Origin of the sequence: Candidatus Planktophila lacus (assembly GCF_002288325.1) — a bacterium.
Taxonomy (GTDB): Bacteria; Actinomycetota; Actinomycetes; order Nanopelagicales; family Nanopelagicaceae; genus Planktophila; species Planktophila lacus.
In genome coordinates this window covers 757,014-771,914 of record NZ_CP016780.1, presented here as the reverse complement: position 1 = coordinate 771,914, position 14,901 = coordinate 757,014, and the positions used below count along the sequence as shown (strand labels likewise).

At 48.2% G+C, this 14,901-nt stretch carries 16 protein-coding genes; 9 read left to right on the top strand and 7 right to left on the bottom strand.

The window, feature by feature from the left end; genetic code table 11:
• Nucleotides 1–22 precede the first annotated feature (22 nt).
• A complete protein-coding gene (locus tag A1sIIB106_RS03875; protein ID WP_420021961.1) occupies nt 23–961 on the top strand; it encodes a carbohydrate kinase family protein in 939 nt (312 codons plus the stop codon).
• Here A1sIIB106_RS03875 and A1sIIB106_RS03870 read toward each other — a convergent pair.
• Nucleotides 918–1,985 carry an aminotransferase class V-fold PLP-dependent enzyme gene (locus A1sIIB106_RS03870; RefSeq protein WP_095677416.1) on the bottom strand — a complete coding sequence of 356 codons (1,068 nt, stop codon included), beginning with the start codon at nt 1,983–1,985 and terminating at the stop codon, nt 918–920. The two genes, A1sIIB106_RS03875 and A1sIIB106_RS03870, sit on opposite strands and share 44 nt — an antisense overlap.
• 59 nt (nt 1,986–2,044) lie before the next feature.
• Between A1sIIB106_RS03870 and ctaC the strand changes: the two genes are divergently transcribed.
• Genes ctaC through A1sIIB106_RS03850 form a run of 4 tightly spaced genes read left to right on the top strand, consistent with a single transcriptional unit; the run spans nt 2,045 to nt 5,366 of the window.
• Nucleotides 2,045–2,803, top strand: a complete 759-nt coding sequence (ctaC, locus tag A1sIIB106_RS03865; protein ID WP_095677415.1) for an aa3-type cytochrome oxidase subunit II — start codon at nt 2,045–2,047, stop codon at nt 2,801–2,803.
• Nucleotides 2,800–4,452 (top strand): aa3-type cytochrome oxidase subunit I, encoded by a 1,653-nt coding sequence (gene ctaD / locus A1sIIB106_RS03860; RefSeq protein ID WP_095677414.1) that lies wholly within the window; start codon nt 2,800–2,802, stop codon nt 4,450–4,452. Before ctaC ends, ctaD begins: the two co-directional genes overlap by 4 nt.
• Nucleotides 4,453–4,458: 6 nt before the next feature.
• A complete protein-coding gene (locus A1sIIB106_RS03855) occupies nt 4,459–4,866 on the top strand; it encodes a cytochrome c oxidase subunit 4 (RefSeq protein WP_095677413.1) in 408 nt (135 codons plus the stop codon).
• A 32-nt stretch (nt 4,867–4,898) separates the two neighbouring features.
• Nucleotides 4,899–5,366 carry an SRPBCC family protein gene (locus A1sIIB106_RS03850; protein WP_223299466.1) on the top strand — a complete coding sequence of 156 codons (468 nt, stop codon included), beginning with the start codon at nt 4,899–4,901 and terminating at the stop codon, nt 5,364–5,366.
• A gap of 17 nt (nt 5,367–5,383) precedes the next feature.
• Here A1sIIB106_RS03850 and qcrB read toward each other — a convergent pair whose 3' ends face one another.
• From qcrB to ctaE, 4 genes are read right to left on the bottom strand one after another with little or no spacing between them, the layout of a single operon-like run.
• Nucleotides 5,384–6,970, bottom strand: a complete 1,587-nt coding sequence (gene qcrB, locus A1sIIB106_RS03845) for a cytochrome bc1 complex cytochrome b subunit (protein ID WP_095677411.1) — start codon at nt 6,968–6,970, stop codon at nt 5,384–5,386.
• On the bottom strand, nt 6,967–7,959 hold the full coding sequence (qcrA, locus tag A1sIIB106_RS03840; protein WP_095677410.1) for a cytochrome bc1 complex Rieske iron-sulfur subunit: 993 nt from the start codon (nt 7,957–7,959) through the stop codon (nt 6,967–6,969). Before qcrA ends, qcrB begins: the two co-directional genes overlap by 4 nt.
• A gap of 6 nt (nt 7,960–7,965) precedes the next feature.
• Nucleotides 7,966–8,757 (bottom strand): cytochrome bc1 complex diheme cytochrome c subunit, encoded by a 792-nt coding sequence (qcrC, locus tag A1sIIB106_RS03835; RefSeq protein ID WP_095677866.1) that lies wholly within the window; start codon nt 8,755–8,757, stop codon nt 7,966–7,968.
• A 29-nt stretch (nt 8,758–8,786) separates the two neighbouring features.
• Entirely contained in the window at nt 8,787–9,416 is a 630-nt protein-coding gene (gene ctaE / locus A1sIIB106_RS03830) for an aa3-type cytochrome oxidase subunit III (RefSeq protein WP_095677409.1), read from the bottom strand.
• Nucleotides 9,417–9,564: 148 nt separating this feature from the next.
• Between ctaE and A1sIIB106_RS03825 the strand changes: the two genes are divergently transcribed.
• Entirely contained in the window at nt 9,565–9,990 is a 426-nt protein-coding gene (locus tag A1sIIB106_RS03825; RefSeq protein ID WP_095677408.1) for a response regulator transcription factor, read from the top strand.
• 24 nt (nt 9,991–10,014) lie between these two features.
• Nucleotides 10,015–11,061 (top strand): anthranilate phosphoribosyltransferase, encoded by a 1,047-nt coding sequence (gene trpD / locus A1sIIB106_RS03820; RefSeq protein WP_095677407.1) that lies wholly within the window; start codon nt 10,015–10,017, stop codon nt 11,059–11,061.
• On the opposite strand, the gene A1sIIB106_RS03815 is transcribed toward trpD, so the two are convergent.
• Complete coding sequence (locus tag A1sIIB106_RS03815) at nt 11,058–11,678, bottom strand: exonuclease domain-containing protein (RefSeq protein WP_095677406.1); 621 nt, start codon at nt 11,676–11,678, stop codon at nt 11,058–11,060. The genes trpD and A1sIIB106_RS03815 overlap by 4 nt on opposite strands.
• 53 nt (nt 11,679–11,731) lie before the next feature.
• Here A1sIIB106_RS03815 and A1sIIB106_RS03810 point away from each other — a divergent pair, with 53 nt between their 5' ends.
• Together A1sIIB106_RS03810 and A1sIIB106_RS03805 are read left to right on the top strand one after the other, a co-directional pair.
• The gene (locus A1sIIB106_RS03810; RefSeq protein WP_095677405.1) at nt 11,732–12,505 is read left to right on the top strand and encodes an alpha/beta hydrolase; all 774 of its coding nucleotides are present in this window, start codon (nt 11,732–11,734) and stop codon (nt 12,503–12,505) included.
• Between the two features lie 6 nt (nt 12,506–12,511).
• Nucleotides 12,512–13,849 (top strand): amidase family protein, encoded by a 1,338-nt coding sequence (locus A1sIIB106_RS03805; protein ID WP_095677404.1) that lies wholly within the window; start codon nt 12,512–12,514, stop codon nt 13,847–13,849.
• Nucleotide 13,850: 1 nt separating this feature from the next.
• Here the strand turns inward: A1sIIB106_RS03805 and A1sIIB106_RS03800 are convergent, their stop codons facing one another.
• Entirely contained in the window at nt 13,851–14,867 is a 1,017-nt protein-coding gene (locus A1sIIB106_RS03800) for a 1-aminocyclopropane-1-carboxylate deaminase (RefSeq protein ID WP_095677403.1), read from the bottom strand.
• Nucleotides 14,868–14,901: the final 34 nt, after the last annotated feature.

Genomic DNA, 14,901 nt, shown 5'->3' with positions numbered 1-14,901 from the left:
TTCGGTTGGTCTAGATCACCTGATGACTTTCTCTGGAAAGTTCACCGACTCACTCGTTGCCGGATCACTTGAAAAAGTTTCCCTCTCATTTCTCGTAGATGGCCTGGAAGTTCGCCGTGGGGGATGCGCAGCAAATATCGCATTCGGTATGGGTTCACTCGGCCTTAATCCAATTTTGATCGCCGCAGTTGGAATCGATTGGCCAGATTATGACGCTTGGTTGGTGCGTCACGGCGTCGATACGTCGCATGTTTTAGTCTCTAAAACTCTTCACACGGCTCACTTCATGGTGACGACAGATACCGAGTTAAATCAGATCGCATCTTTCTTTCCTGGTGCAATGTCAGAAGCGCGCAATATCGAACTGTCACCAATCATGGAAAAGACCGGAAAGTTAGATCTCATAGTTATTTCACCGGATGACCCAGAAGCGATGCTTCGCCATTCTGAGGTAGCCCGCCAAGAGGGAATTGCAATAGCGGCAGACCCTTCGCAGCAGATGGCGCGCATGAGTGGCGAAGAGATTAAGCAACTCATAACAGGTGCTACTTACCTATTTTTAAATGAGTACGAACTAGCGCTAGCGATTCAAAAAACCGGATGGAGCGATCGCGAAATTCTCGAGCAAGTAAAGTTTCGGGTTGTAACTCTTGGCTCGGAAGGTGCAAGAGTTGAATCGCTAACTGGTGAAACAATTAAAGTTACCTGTCCGAAAGAGAAATCTAAGACCGACCCGACCGGCGTTGGGGACTCATTTAGATCTGGATTTGTTGCCGGATTGGCCTGGGGTCTAAATCACGAAAGATGTGCACAACTAGGATCGATGATTGCTACCTATGTAATTGAAACAACCGGAACACAGGAGTATCGCTTTACATCAGCCGAATTTTTAGCGCGCTTTAAAGCCGCATACGGCGCTAGCGCTGCTGCTGAGATCGAACCTCATCTACCAAAGCGTTAATCAGTAATTCAACTTCTTCTGCAGTAGTTTCTGCATGCAGGGTAATTCGAATATTTCCATCAGTTGGTAGCCCCATAGCGGCCAAAACATGGCTAGGTTGCAGATTCATTGCAGTACATGCCGAGCCCGAATCAACTGATAGGCCACGGGCGCTTAAGCCCCGAAGAATCTCTTCTCCATTACAGCCCGGAATAACTAAGGATGTTAAGTGCGCCATTGAATTATCTAAATCTCCTGCAATTTTTAATCCTGGAATCTCTCGCGAGATATCGGAGCGTATCTTTGCGCTCATATTCCTTATATTTTTATCGCCAGGTTTGAAATTCTCGAGCGCTACAGCGCTAGCAATCAATAGCGGCAACGAGTATGTTCCGTAGGTCCTGCGGACTGCAGATATGTGGGGGAGCGGATTCTTCCAGTTAGCGGCATCTGCGATGGCAACAACTGCAAGACCAGCAGGCCCCTCCCAAGCTCTTGAATCAAAGACCGCGCTACTCCACTTTTCGGGAAGCGGTTCACGATTTCCAGAGGCAGTGGCATCGATTGCAATCAAAATATCTTTTGGCAAGTGCTCGGGAACTTTGTTTATGGCGCCAGTTTCACCATTTGCTAATTGAAATGAAAGAACAGAGTTGGGCAACAACTCGATTTCAGAGAGATTCAAAGTTCCATTTGGGGATAGCGGAATAATTTCTGAGTCGCCTTGATGCGATCTTGCAGTTGCGATTACACCTGATCTGTCACCGGCTCCGTAGTAGAGCTTTCGTTTTGGTTCTAAGAAGCCACCCAGAGAAAGTAGATAGCCAAGTCCAACTTCGCCCGTGATCTCAATTTGATCGGCCTTTATTCCCAAATTTGTGGCGAGTGATTCAAGGGCGTTGGCTCTCAGGTTTGCCGCGCGACTAGGTGATTGGCCAATCTTCTTTGGGTCGGCCCATCCGCTATCTAAGGCAGCGAGAAAGGCTTGGGCAGCAAGGGAATTGAGTGCTGTCTCTGATTGAAAGTTTCCTGTGACTCGTACCACCTAGCGAACGCTACTAGCCAATGCGACTAACTCCGAATTAGCCGACTATCCTTAACCTCATGTCTGCCCATAAACGCTCGCGTTCTCTGGTTCGTCTAGCCGCTCCGCTAACACTTCTGCCACTTCTTCTTAGCGGGTGCTCCAAAGTCTCTGGCCTTGGATATGAAGAAGGTCTTTCAAGCGTTAATGACATATCACTTTCACTATGGCAGGGAGCATGGATTGCTGGCGGCGTAGTCGGTGTAATTACATTTGTACTGATTATTTGGCCAGCTATTTTCCATCGCGCTAAAGCCAGTAAAGGTGAATTCCCAAAGCAGACCCAATACAACATTCCTGTAGAAATTGCTTACACGATAATTCCATTTATCATCGTTGCAGTTCTCTTCTATTACACCGCAGTCAAACAAGAGAAAATTGTTGAGAAGACATCAACCTACGCACATGAGATCACCGTTAATGGATTCCAATGGTCATGGCAGTTTAGTTATCCAGAGGCAGGACCAAAGGCAGTTGTTACTGGAACTCCAGCGCAGCCTCCAACTTTGGTAGTTCCGATCGGCGAAAAGGTTCGCTACACAATTGAATCCAACGATGTTGTACATGGTTTCTGGATTCCTGCCTTTATGATTCAGATACAAAACCTGCCGGGCGTAACAAATAGCCTTGAATTCACCGCAAATAAATTGGGCACCTATCCAGGTCGATGCAACATTCTCTGCGGACGTAATCACTCACAGATGCTCTTTACGGTAAAGGTCGTAACTGTTGCCGAATATAAGGCTTATCTCGAAACTCTGAAGGCGAGCGCAGCATGACCACTTATGCAGAACGTCCAACGATTAATCCAGTAGGTGCGCAACCATCGAGCAAGGGTAAAAACTTTGTAAAGTGGATTACGTCGACTGATCACAAGACGATCGGCTATATGTATTTAATGGCCACCTTTGGTTGGTTCTTAGTAGGCGGTCTTCTTGCCCTATTCCTGCGCGCTGAGCTAACTCGCCCAGGTATGCAGTTCTTGAGCAACGAGCAGTACAACCAGATCTTTACGATGCACGGAACGATTATGTTGCTTATGTTTGCAACTCCATTGTTCGTTGGTTTCGCCAACGTGATCATGCCATTGCAAATTGGTGCCGCAGATGTGGCTTTCCCTCGCCTTAACATGCTCTCCTTCTGGTTATTTATGTTTGGAAGCATTACTGCGGTTGCAGGATTCTTGACTCCCGGTGGAGCAGCATCATTTGGATGGACTGCTTACGCACCTCTTGCTAACTCAACATATTCACCAGGAATCGGTGGAGACCTTTGGGTAATCGGTTTGGCTGTTTCAGGTCTTGGAACAATCCTGGGCGGCGTTAACTTCATTACAACGATCTTCACAATGCGCGCTCCAGGTATGACGATGTTTCGTATGTCGATCTTTTCTTGGAACGTTCTCTTAACTTCTATCTTGGTATTGCTTGCCTTCCCTCCGTTAGCTGCTGCGTTATTGGCGCTGGAGTCTGATCGCCTCTTTGGTACACATATCTTTGATCCGGCCAACGGTGGTGCGATGCTGTGGCAACACTTGTTCTGGTTCTTTGGCCACCCTGAGGTATATATCTTGGCGCTGCCATTCTTCGGAATTGCAACTGAAATTTTGCCAGTCTTTAGCCGCAAGCCAATCTTTGGTTATAAAGGTTTGATCGCAGCAACAATCGCAATCTCAGCGCTTTCGGTTGCAGTATGGGCCCACCACATGTTCGCCAGCGGCCAGGTACTTCTACCGTTCTTCTCATTCATGACATTTTTGATTGGTGTTCCAACTGGCGTTAAATTCTTTAACTGGATCGGCACCATGTGGCGTGGCCACGTAACCTTCGAGACTCCAATGCTCTGGGTTATGGGATTCCTTGTCACCTTCTTATTTGGCGGAATCACCGGAATCATCTTAGCTTCGCCTCCAATGGACTTTGCAGTATCGGCCTCGTACTTCGTTGTAGCTCACTTCCATTACGTTCTCTTCGGAACTGTGGTCTTTGCAATGTTCGCCGGTTTCTACTTCTGGTGGCCAAAGATGACTGGTCGCATGCTCAATGAACGCCTTGGAAAGATCCACTTCTGGACGCTCTTCTTCGGCTTCCATACAACTTTCTTAATTCAACACTGGCTTGGAATTAAGGGCTTCCCACGACGCTACTCTGATTACTTAGCAACTGATGGCTTCACCGGGATGAATATGATTTCAACGATCGGATCTGCGCTCCTTGCGCTCTCAATGATTCCGTTCTTTGTAAACGTCTGGATTACCCGCAAGTCACCACTAGTTAACTGTGATGATCCTTGGGGCTATGGCTCATCCCTTGAGTGGGCGACATCTTGCCCACCACCACGCCATAACTTCTTGACGATGCCACGTATTCGCTCTGAGCGCCCAGCATTTGATCTTCACCACCCACATGTTAAAACGGAAGGCCACTAATTACATATGAAAACTAATTGGCAGCTCTTCGGTGGTCTAAGCGTTTTCTATGTCTTTATGGCGATCGTTTACTACTATGTAGGTGGCGAGGCAGTTGGCATTACAGGAATGATCCTCGCTGCATGCTTGGCAGGCATGGTCGGTTTCTATGTTTGGTTTACCCAGAAACGAATTGGCCGACTATTACCTGAAGATCGCCCTACTGCAGAGATTGCAGAAGGCGCGGGCGAACTTGGTTTTTATAGCCCTCATTCATGGTGGCCGCTGCCGGTTGCGGCAAGCGCGATGGCTTTAGGTCTCTCACTTCTTATTGGTTGGTGGTTAACACTTATCGCGCTCGGTGCGCTAGTTATCAGCATTATCGGTTTCGTGACTGAGTATGAGAAACCTTTACCTGACAACGCTGCACACTAAATATCTAATCTCAAAATCTCAGTATGGAAAAAGTGCGCGCCGAAATTCTAAATACCGGCTCCGACCTCGCTACCTCAGCACAAATTGAAATTAGCGCACCAGCGCAACAAATCTTTGACTTGATTGCAGACCCACGTTGCCACCAGCTCTTCGATGGATCTGGCACGGTGCAGGGGAGTATCTCGGCGCCGGTTCGACTTCATCTCGGTGCGAAGTTCGGAATGGCGATGAAGATCAGGTTGCCATATCGCATCACCAATACCGTTGTCGCTTTTGAAGAAGGTCGCAAGATCTCATGGTGCCACTTGATGAAGTGGACCTGGAGTTATCAGCTAGAGGAGTTAGCAAATGGCAAAACGCGCGTAATCGAAACTTTTGATGCTCGCGATATACCGTTCTATGCCAAGCGATGGCTCAAGATAACGGGTGCGATGGCCCACAACCCAAAGTGGATTGCTAAGAGCTTGGTGCGATTAAAGGCGATCTGCGAAACTAATTAAACTAGAAACTACTTTAATTAGTGGTTCTCGATCTGCTTTAGATCTTCAGCGGTTACCTTCGGAATCGATACGGCATGAGCTTTGCTCATACGCGCGCGTAACTTATTCTTCAGCGCCTTTGGACGACGTACTCCGCTGGCATCGTGCTCTTCAAGAGCTAGCGCAGGAATCTGTTCGTGCTGAGTTAACAGCCAAGCCTTTTCAGGTGAGATCGGCTCGTGAACTTCAACAAATTCACCATGCGGCATCATCACCAAGCGACCGGTCTCACGGCCATGGAGTACTAGCTCGCGGTCAGCACGCTGCAATGAAAGGCAGATGCGTTTGGTAATTACAAAGGCAAGCGGTGGAAGTACAAAGATACCGATTCGCGAGAACCACATGATCTGATTAATCGTTAGATCAAAGGTTATGGCGATAATGTCGTTACCACCGTTGATAAGTGCAACAAGCATAAATGTCAGAGACATCGCTCCGAGCGCTGTGCGGTTTGGCGCATTGCGCGGACGATCAAGGAGATGGTGTTCGCGTTTATCTCCAGTTATCCAACTTTCGATAAATGGATAGAGCGCCATTCCGGTAAATAGGATGCCCGGAACAATCAATCCTGGAATCAAGATGTTCCAAGAGATTGTGTAACCAAATATGTAACTCTCAAGTGGCGGAGCCATACGAACTAACCCATCGAGCCAACCCATATACCAATCGGGCTGGGATCCTGCAGAAACCTGTGCAGGCGTGTATGGGCCGTATAACCAGATTGGGTTAATGGATGCGACTGCGCCGAGAAATGCAGTTACTCCGAAGACGATAAAGAAGAAGCCGCCGGCCTTAGCCATGTAGACAGGAAGAAGTGGATAACCGACAACATTCTTTTCAGTGCGACCAGGACCAGGGTATTGAGTGTGCTTCTGGTACCAGACCAACATTAAGTGAACTGTGATCAGCGCTAAGAACGCTCCTGGTAGAAGCAGAACGTGAACTGTGTAGATACGTGGGATAAATGCTTCTCCAGGGAATGCTCCTCCGAATGCGAAGAACGCTAGATAAGAACCAACGACTGGCAAGGCTTGAATAATTGCTTCAGCAATACGGATACCTGTTCCAGAAAGTAGGTCATCTGGAAGTGAGTAGCCCAAGAAGCCTTCAACGATTCCAAGAGTTAATAGACCAACTCCGATAATCCAGTTGAACTCGCGTGGCTTGCGGAATGCGCCAGTGAAGTAAACGCGCATTAAGTGAACAACAATCGCTGCCATAAAAATTAGGGCTGCCCAGTGGTGAATCTGGCGCATCAAAAGTCCGCCACGAACTTCGAATGAGATATCAAGAGTTGATGCGTATGCAGCCGACATCTCAATACCTTGAAGAGGTTCATAAGCACCGTCATAGATAACTTCGCGCTGCGATGGATCAAACCAGAAAGTTAGGTAAGTTCCAGAGAGGAGCAAGATGATAAATGAGTAAAGTGCAATTTCACCGAGAAGGAATGACCAGTGATCAGGGAACACCTTTGTTAAATTCTTCTTCATCCATTTGGCAGCGCCAGTTCTTTCATCAACGTAATTTGCTACGCTGCCTGCGATTCTTTCACGTGCTGTCATGATGAGCGCTCCCAGAAGCTAGGTCCGACCGGTTCGTTAAATGGATTCTGTGCGACCAAGTATCCCTCGGAATCTACTGTTATCGCGAGTTGAGGCAGTGGGCGAGCAGCTGGTCCGAAGATCACCTTGGCAGCGCGTGTCACATCAAATGTTGACTGGTGGCAAGGGCAGAGCAGGTGCTTTGTTTGCTGTTCGTACAAGGCCACGGCGCATCCCATATGTGAGCAAATCTTTGAGAAGGCGATGATGCCTTCATGTGTCCAAGAGAGTCTTTCAGCATCTAAGTTGAACTCTTGTGGTCGAAGGCGAATCAACAAAACGGCATCTTTAGCAATATCGGAAAGTTTGCGATGTTCACCAGCGGCTATTGCTGGAAGTGTCTGAGCAACTGCGCCAACTTCGAGATCTTCTGGACGAATTGGTCGATCACCTGGATCTGTAACCAGACGAGTTCCCTTTTTCCAAGATGTCTTGGTAAGTGAATCACCTGGAAGCGGGCCCAAGTCACGAAGAAGAATTAGCGGAGAGAGTCCTACTAGGCCTAACGAAAGACCGAGGGAGCGTTTAATAAGTGAGCGACGACCAAGACCTGCCGCTTCGGCGCCAGCCTTTGCAGCCTTTACAAATTCTTCACGATCTTCATCTGGTGAACGAAATTCATGGCGCTGAATAACTACTTCTTCATCCGGCATTAAAGTCTTTGCCCAGTGAATCGCACCCATTCCAATAAAGAAGAGAGATGCAGCCATTCCGAGACCAAGAAAGAGTTGGTGTGCGTTAGTGCTACCAAGAACTGGGAAGAAGATAAAGACATCTTGGGGAATGAAGATATAAGAGGCGATTAAGAGAACTGTTCCGGCTGCGGAGAGTAAAAAGAGAATCGCAACTTGGCGCTCAGCCTTCTTAGCTGCCTTCGGATCGGTGTCGGCACGACGGAGAACGTGTGCTGGTAGCCCTGGATCTTTTATCGCTTCGATTTCATTCGACATATTTACCTATCTCGCCTTCATCGCTAGCCAGACTGCAACACCAATTAGCAGTCCGAGTCCAAGAGTCCAAACTAATAAACCTTCAGTTACTGGACCAACGCGTCCAAGTGATGCGCCACCCAACTGTGGTTCAACTTCAACGGCTTTAATCCACTTAATGATTGAGAGTTTTTCTTCAGGGGTAATTGTTTTATCAGAGAAGACCGGCATTGATTGAGGACCAGTAATCATCGCTTCATAGATATGGCGTGAAGTAACTCCCATAACTGTTGGCGCGTACTTTCCACGAGTTAACGCTCCACCTTGTCCGGCGAAGTTGTGGCACATCGCGCAGTTTGTGCGGAATAACTCTCCACCTTCTGCAAGAGATCCATCGCGTTCGTAATTCAAGTGTTCCTCACCAGGAATTTCAGGTCCTGGAGCAAGAGATGCAACATAGGCAGCCAGCGCTTCAACTTCGCGTTCGTTGTAGACAGGTGCCTTACGCATCGCTTGCTGGCTCATATCAGCCATAGGCATACGTCCTGTAGCAACTTGGAAATCAACTGAAGCGGCACCTACGCCGATTAGTGAAGGCGCGATAGTTGCACCTTCAGCATTTAAGCCGTGGCATGAAGAGCAGCCTTTAAGGAATATCTCCTTACCTTCTTCAATCAAAGCGCTTCTTTCAGCGGCAGTGATCGGAGTACTCGTAGAAGCCCCGGCTACAGAGAAAGTGGTTCCTATCGAAAGGAGTGCAAGCACCAAGAGAAGCGGGGCTACTGCGCGGTGCCTGCGAAAACGTGAGAGACGCTTCAAGTTATTTTCCATTTCTTCCGATAGTGAAATTACTTAATTAAATAAATCGCTGCGAAGAGTGCAATCCAAACAACATCAACGAAGTGCCAGTAGTAAGAGGCAACGATCGCCGTTGTAGCTTGGTTGTGAGTGAAACGTCGCGCCTTTGCGACGCGGACCATGACAATCAGAAATGCAATCAACCCGCCGGTCACGTGTAATCCGTGGAAGCCGGTTGCTAGGTAAAAGACAGATGTGTAGGCGTTAGTTGAAAGCGCTAAACCTTCGTGAGTAAGGCTGGCATATTCATAAACTTGGCCCGCGATAAAGAATGCGCCCATGAGGAAGGTTAGAGAGAACCATTCGCGCATGCCCCAAGATTTAACATTTAGAAGTGAGCCTGTGCGCTTTGCTTGGAATCGTTCAGCGGCAAATACTCCGAATTGGCAGGTTACAGATGAGAGAACCAAAACTGTTGTGTTAAATGCAGCAAAAGGAATATTCAAAACTTCCGTTGATTCAAGCCAGATCTCTGGGCCTTGGACTGCGCGCGTAGTGAAATACATTGCAAAGAGCGCGGCAAAAAACATCAACTCACTTGAGAGCCATACGATCGTTCCGACCGCCACCATATTGGGGCGATTGATGTTGTGATGGGTCGCAGTTGATGTGCTGGTCATGGGGCAAGTATCCCTGAAAGTAGGCTCACCTACCTAGTTCTAGGCTTGGTTCTGACACTTAAAATGGCCCACTTTTTGGTGAAACGGGTCACGCATTTCCACCCTAAAACTGGCTGGGAATTCTCGCCGCTTTGATTAGACTTACCCCATGAATTCTCCAAGCAAGCCGATCATCGTTATCTATTCCGATGATTCGGCGGTGCGCCAGTCGATTGTTGCCGCTTTGGGAAAGAAAGTTGCCGCCGATCTACCAGAGCATCAGATTGAGGAATTCGCTACTGGGCCGGCGCTTCGCTCATACATTGATCGCAAGAGCGTTTCCGGAAATCTCCGTGCTGATCTATTTATTTTAGATGGGGAGGCGGTACCTGAGGGCGGTATGGGAATTGCCCGCCAATTAAAGGATGAGGTTTTTAACTGTCCGCCAGTTCTTTTGATCACTGGCAGACGAGAAGATGCCTGGCTTGCTGCATGGTCGCGCGCCGAAGCTAGCGTTATCCATCCTATCGACCCATTTACCTTGGCAAATACCGTTGCAAACTTGATGCGCACTAGCGCAGTTGCCACCGCTTAACTAATTAACGAAAGCGATTTTTAAATGAGCTCACTTGATTGGGCCGGCGTTATCGCCAAATTAGAAAACGGTCTCGATCTCCTACCTCTAGAGGCGCAAGCGGTCATGCGTGAAGTATTGGAAGATCGTGCTGATAAAGAAGTTTTAAAAAGTTTCTTAATTGCGCTAAAAAACAAAGGCGAGACTCCCGAAGAAGTCGGAGCGCTTGTTGCTCAGATGTATCAATTTTGCGCACCAATAACCATAAACGAACGCGCAGTAGATACTGTCGGCACTGGTGGCGACGGTGCCCACACGATCAATATTTCAACTACCGCAGCGATCATTGCTGCAGCGGCAGGATCGCGTGTTGTGAAGCATGGCAATCGTGCCGCGTCTTCGAAATCCGGTGCTGGAGATCTTTTAGAGGCCCTCGGTGTTGCAATCAATCTGGATGGCGCAAAAGTTGCTCAAACAGTTGCCGAGCTCGGAATCGGTTTCTGCTTTGCACCAATTTTTCATCCAGCGATGCGCTTTGCAGCGCCAGCTCGTAAAGAGTTAGCAACTGCAACGGTCTTTAACATCCTTGGCCCTCTTGCCAACCCAGCCAAGCCAAAAGCCGCAGCAATAGGCGTTGCCAATGATCGAATGCATTTAGTGATGGCCCAAGTGCTTGCTGAACGTGGCGTAGAAGGTTTCGTATTCCGCGGAGATGATGGTTTGGATGAAATCACTTTGGCCACGACAACTTCAGTTCTAACAATCGGTAATGGCGAAATCTCCAGTGATCGCATCGACGCTAAGGACTTTGCATTAGCTAACGCGCCGATTTCGGCTCTAGTTGGGGGAGATGCGCAAGAAAATGCTCGCATCACCAAAGCGATCTTTGCTGGGGAACGCGGAGCGCCTAGAGATGCAGTATTACTCAACGCTGCCGCTGCGATCGCTGCTTTTGATGGTGAGTTCGAGCTCTCAATTCATGAACGTTTGAGTAAGTCACTAAAGAAGGCGACAGAGAGCGTTGACTCTGGAAAGGCAAATTCTTTGCTTGGCGAATGGGTTCTGCTGAGCAATAAATTAGCCGCTAATTAATCTAGGGCTTTACGTTCACGTTTACGTTTGAAGGTTGTTAGCTCTCCGAGCGTTGATACTCCAAAGGTTCCGAGGCGTTCAAAGATTCCGTGCATGACATCAACGGTAGCCCGGGCATCATCTAAGGCGCGATGGTTAGGTTCGATCGATGCCCCGAAAAATTCGGCCAAGGTTGATAATTTGCAATCTTGCACCTCATCCCGTCCTAAGGCAGACCTGGCGATTCTCACCGTATCTACAACAATAAATTCAGGCCACGCACTTTCCGTTTCAATCGCTGCCGCTTTTAGAAAGCCAATATCGAATGGAGCATTATGGGCGACAAGAACCGTTTCGTGATGAGAGCCGAGAAACTCAAAGAAAGTAGGAAGAATCTCGGAAATTGTTGGGGCATCAAAGAGCATTGAATCGGTTATGCCAGTAAGCGCCGTGATGAAATCGGGAAGCGAGTGGCCCGGATTAACAAAGCTTTGGAACTCACCAATGATCTCGCCGCCTCGAACTTTTAGTGCGCCGATCTCGGTAATAGCAGCGCCGGTAGACGGGGCCGCACCTGAGGTTTCGAGGTCGAGAACTACAAATGTGGTTTCTGCAAGAGAGAGTGCATGTGCCGACATGAATGTAAGGCTAATCCATAGCCCTGACAGTGAGTTCTCGCTACGCTTTAGAAATGGCAGTTATTGGAGCGCCCGCCGGTTTGCTTAACGATTGGTCGGCAGTTGGCAACGGAAAGAATAAAGATATTGGCGTTCTTCTGGTGCACGGATTTACTGGATCGCCTTCATCAATGCGACCTTGGGCAGAGTATTTAAATCAGAAAGGTTTTACCGTCAGAGTTCCGCTATTGCCAGGCCACGGAACCAAACCAGAAGATTTGAATGCAGTTAAGTGGGAACAGTGGCCAGCCAAAGTAGAAGCTGAATTATCGGAATTGCAGAAAACCTGCTCCAAGATTTTTATTTGTGGGCTATCAATGGGCGGGGCAGTTACCTTAAATGTTGCTTCCCGACATTCTCAAAAGCTCAGCGGAATTGTTTTGGTTAATCCAATGTCCCATCTTCGATTTGTTAGCCCTGAGATGGCATTTGCAGTTTCCAGAGTGAAGAAATTACTTAAATCGGTTGGTGATGATATTAAGCGCCCTGGCGTAACCGAGTGGGGCTACGACGCCAACCCGACTGTTGGCGTTTATGAGTTATTGAAGATGCTTCGGGTGACAAGACCGCTATTGCCGAAGGTCACCGCGCCAATGCAGCTATTCCATAGCGTTGACGATCACACCTTGCCAGTTTCAAATACCGAAATAATCATGAAGGGTGTAGGTTCCAAAATTAAGCAGAGGATTGAGCTAACCAATAGTTATCACGTTGCGACCATTGATTACGATGCCGAGATCATCTACGAAAACTCCAGAATTTTCATCGAAACTCACGCCGCGAATTGATATTAGATGGCGAGTAAAGATAGTTACGAGAGATCTTTAAGCAAAATTGCTGAGATTGACGCTTCTGGTTATCAACTCAACTCCGTCTTGGCGGTCAACGAGGATCTAACTTTTAATGAAATTGACGGCCCTTTGGCTGGTGTGCCTATTCTGATTAAGGACAATATTGAGGCGTTAGGGCTACCTGCAACTGCAGGTTCGCTGGCTCTTGCAGATACTCCGGTAGTTCGTGATTCAACGATTGCCAAGCGTTTGCGTGCTGCTGGTGCAACCATTATCGGTTCAACAAATCTTTCTGAGTGGGCAAATATTCGTTCTGGAAAATCAACGAGTGGTTGGTCTGCAGTTGGTGGACTAACCGCAAATCCTTGGAAACACGCGCACAGTGCAGGCGGTTCATCTTCTGGTTCGGGCGCTGCAGTAGGTGCCGGAATTGTTTCGATGGCTGTTGGTAGCGAAACCGATGGCTCAATTGTTTGTCCGGCATCCTTAAATGGTTGCGTCGGCATTAAGCCAACCGTTGGTTCAATTCCACGCGATGCAATGATTCCGATTAGCGCCAGCCAAGACACACCAGGGCCAATGGCGCAGAGCGTCGCACAGGCGGCGCTCTTGTTAGAAGTTCTAACGGGCAAAGCCGGATATCAATCGGCAGCCAGCGGTAGTTCTGAGATTCGTATCGGAGTTGTTAAAGAATGGGTAACGGAGAACCCTGGCACCAATCAACTCTTCCAAGAACTCGTGAGCAAACTAAGCAAACAAGTAAAGATTGTCGAAATCTCACTACCACCCCCAAGTGATCAAGAGGGCGAGTCAGAGTTCAAGGTTTTGATGCACGAACTAAATGAAGATTTAGCGAGATATCTAGCAACGCGTCAGGACGCGCGCGTAAAGACTTTGCAAGATGTTGTTGATTTCAATCTCGCAAATAAGGGTGCCGAGCTGCAGCACTTCGGTCAGGAATACTTTGACATGGCACTGAAACTAGGTGGCCGAAATAGCGATTACCAGAAGTTGCGAAGCGAAAATTTGGATTGGGCGGTTAATAAAGTTTTAACGCCAGCATTTGAAAAGTTCGATATTTTGATCGGCCAAACTTATGCACCTGCATGGAAGAGCAATCTAGGTGGGGGAGATGATTACGGTTCTGCATCGTGGATCTCAATGGCGCCAGCGATTGCAGGCACTCCAATCGGAGCACTTCCCATGGGCTTAGTTGACGGGCTGCCGGTGGCAGTTGGCGTTGTTGCCAGAGCCAATCAAGAAGATCTACTTGTGCAAGCAATGGCGTTAATTGAAAGAGTTCTCGATCTCGGAATCTTGAAGCCTACATTTACTAAATAATTTAAAAGGCTCCGGTATATCCATTAATCGCTGGCTGCCCACCTAGGTGCGCATAGAGAACTCGTGAACCTTCCTTGAAGAAACCTTCGCGGACCAAATCAATCATCGCCGCCATCGATTTACCTTCATAGACCGGATCGGTAATCATGCCTTCCAGGCTTCCGGCTAAACGAATCGCTTCGATTGTGCGTGGGCCAGCAACTCCATAGATTCCATCATGCCAACGATCTAGTAGAACGATCTCTGAGTCCTTTAGTTCGCGCCCTAAATCAATCGCCGCTGCTGTGCGAGATGCAATACGTTTGATCTGATCCCAAGTTTTCTCAACTGTTGCTGATGCATCAATACCAATAACGCTTTCGGCGCGATTAGAGTGAGCAAAACCAGCGATCATTCCGCCTTGAGTTGATCCGGTAACTGAGCAAACAATTACATTGTCGAATTTGAATCCGAGGTCTTTTTCTTGATCTTCAACTTCAAAAGCCCAACCTGCAAAACCATGTCCGCCAAGCGGGTGATCAGAAGCGCCGGCTGGAATTGCGTAGGGCTTTCCGCCTCGCGCAATTACATCTGCGATCGCTTCTTCCCAAGATTTTCTGAAGCCGATATCGAAGCCTGCTGGATCTAAACGAACTTCTGCGCCCATAATGCGGCTCAATAAAATATTGCCAGTCTTCTCGTAGTTAACTTCTTCCCAATCAACCCAATGCTCTTGAACTAGAACACATTTCAATCCCAGGTGAGCGGCAACCGCGGCTACTTGGCGAGTGTGGTTGGACTGAATTCCACCTATTGAAACGAGAGTGTCGCAACCTGTTGCCAGTGCTTCGGCCGCCAAGTACTCGAGCTTGCGCGTCTTATTTCCGCCATAAGCCAGACCTGAATTCACATCTTCGCGCTTTGCCCAGATTTCTACTTTGCCGCCGAGGTGTTCGGTTAACCGATCAAGGCGTTGCAGGGGAGAGGCTCCGAAGGTGAGTTTTTCTTTCGCAAAGGATTCAAGTTTGGCTCTAGTCATGCGCAGATCCTCTCACGCGAAGTGGCATAAATAG

Excerpts from the sequence above, each read along its gene's own strand:
- A1sIIB106_RS03875 (WP_420021961.1), top strand. The coding sequence starts at position 23 with ATGACTTTCTCTGGAAAGTTCACCGACTCACTCGTTGCCGGATCACTT.
- ctaC (WP_095677415.1), top strand. The coding sequence starts at position 2,045 with ATGTCTGCCCATAAACGCTCGCGTTCTCTGGTTCGTCTAGCCGCTCCG.
- ctaD (WP_095677414.1), top strand. The coding sequence starts at position 2,800 with ATGACCACTTATGCAGAACGTCCAACGATTAATCCAGTAGGTGCGCAA.
- A1sIIB106_RS03855 (WP_095677413.1), top strand. The coding sequence starts at position 4,459 with ATGAAAACTAATTGGCAGCTCTTCGGTGGTCTAAGCGTTTTCTATGTC.
- qcrB (WP_095677411.1), bottom strand. The coding sequence starts at position 6,970 with ATGACAGCACGTGAAAGAATCGCAGGCAGCGTAGCAAATTACGTTGAT.
- qcrA (WP_095677410.1), bottom strand. The coding sequence starts at position 7,959 with ATGTCGAATGAAATCGAAGCGATAAAAGATCCAGGGCTACCAGCACAC.
- ctaE (WP_095677409.1), bottom strand. The coding sequence starts at position 9,416 with ATGACCAGCACATCAACTGCGACCCATCACAACATCAATCGCCCCAAT.
- A1sIIB106_RS03825 (WP_095677408.1), top strand. The coding sequence starts at position 9,565 with ATGAATTCTCCAAGCAAGCCGATCATCGTTATCTATTCCGATGATTCG.
- trpD (WP_095677407.1), top strand. The coding sequence starts at position 10,015 with ATGAGCTCACTTGATTGGGCCGGCGTTATCGCCAAATTAGAAAACGGT.
- A1sIIB106_RS03815 (WP_095677406.1), bottom strand. The coding sequence starts at position 11,678 with ATGTCGGCACATGCACTCTCTCTTGCAGAAACCACATTTGTAGTTCTC.
- A1sIIB106_RS03810 (WP_095677405.1), top strand. The coding sequence starts at position 11,732 with ATGGCAGTTATTGGAGCGCCCGCCGGTTTGCTTAACGATTGGTCGGCA.
- A1sIIB106_RS03805 (WP_095677404.1), top strand. The coding sequence starts at position 12,512 with ATGGCGAGTAAAGATAGTTACGAGAGATCTTTAAGCAAAATTGCTGAG.
- A1sIIB106_RS03800 (WP_095677403.1), bottom strand. The coding sequence starts at position 14,867 with ATGACTAGAGCCAAACTTGAATCCTTTGCGAAAGAAAAACTCACCTTC.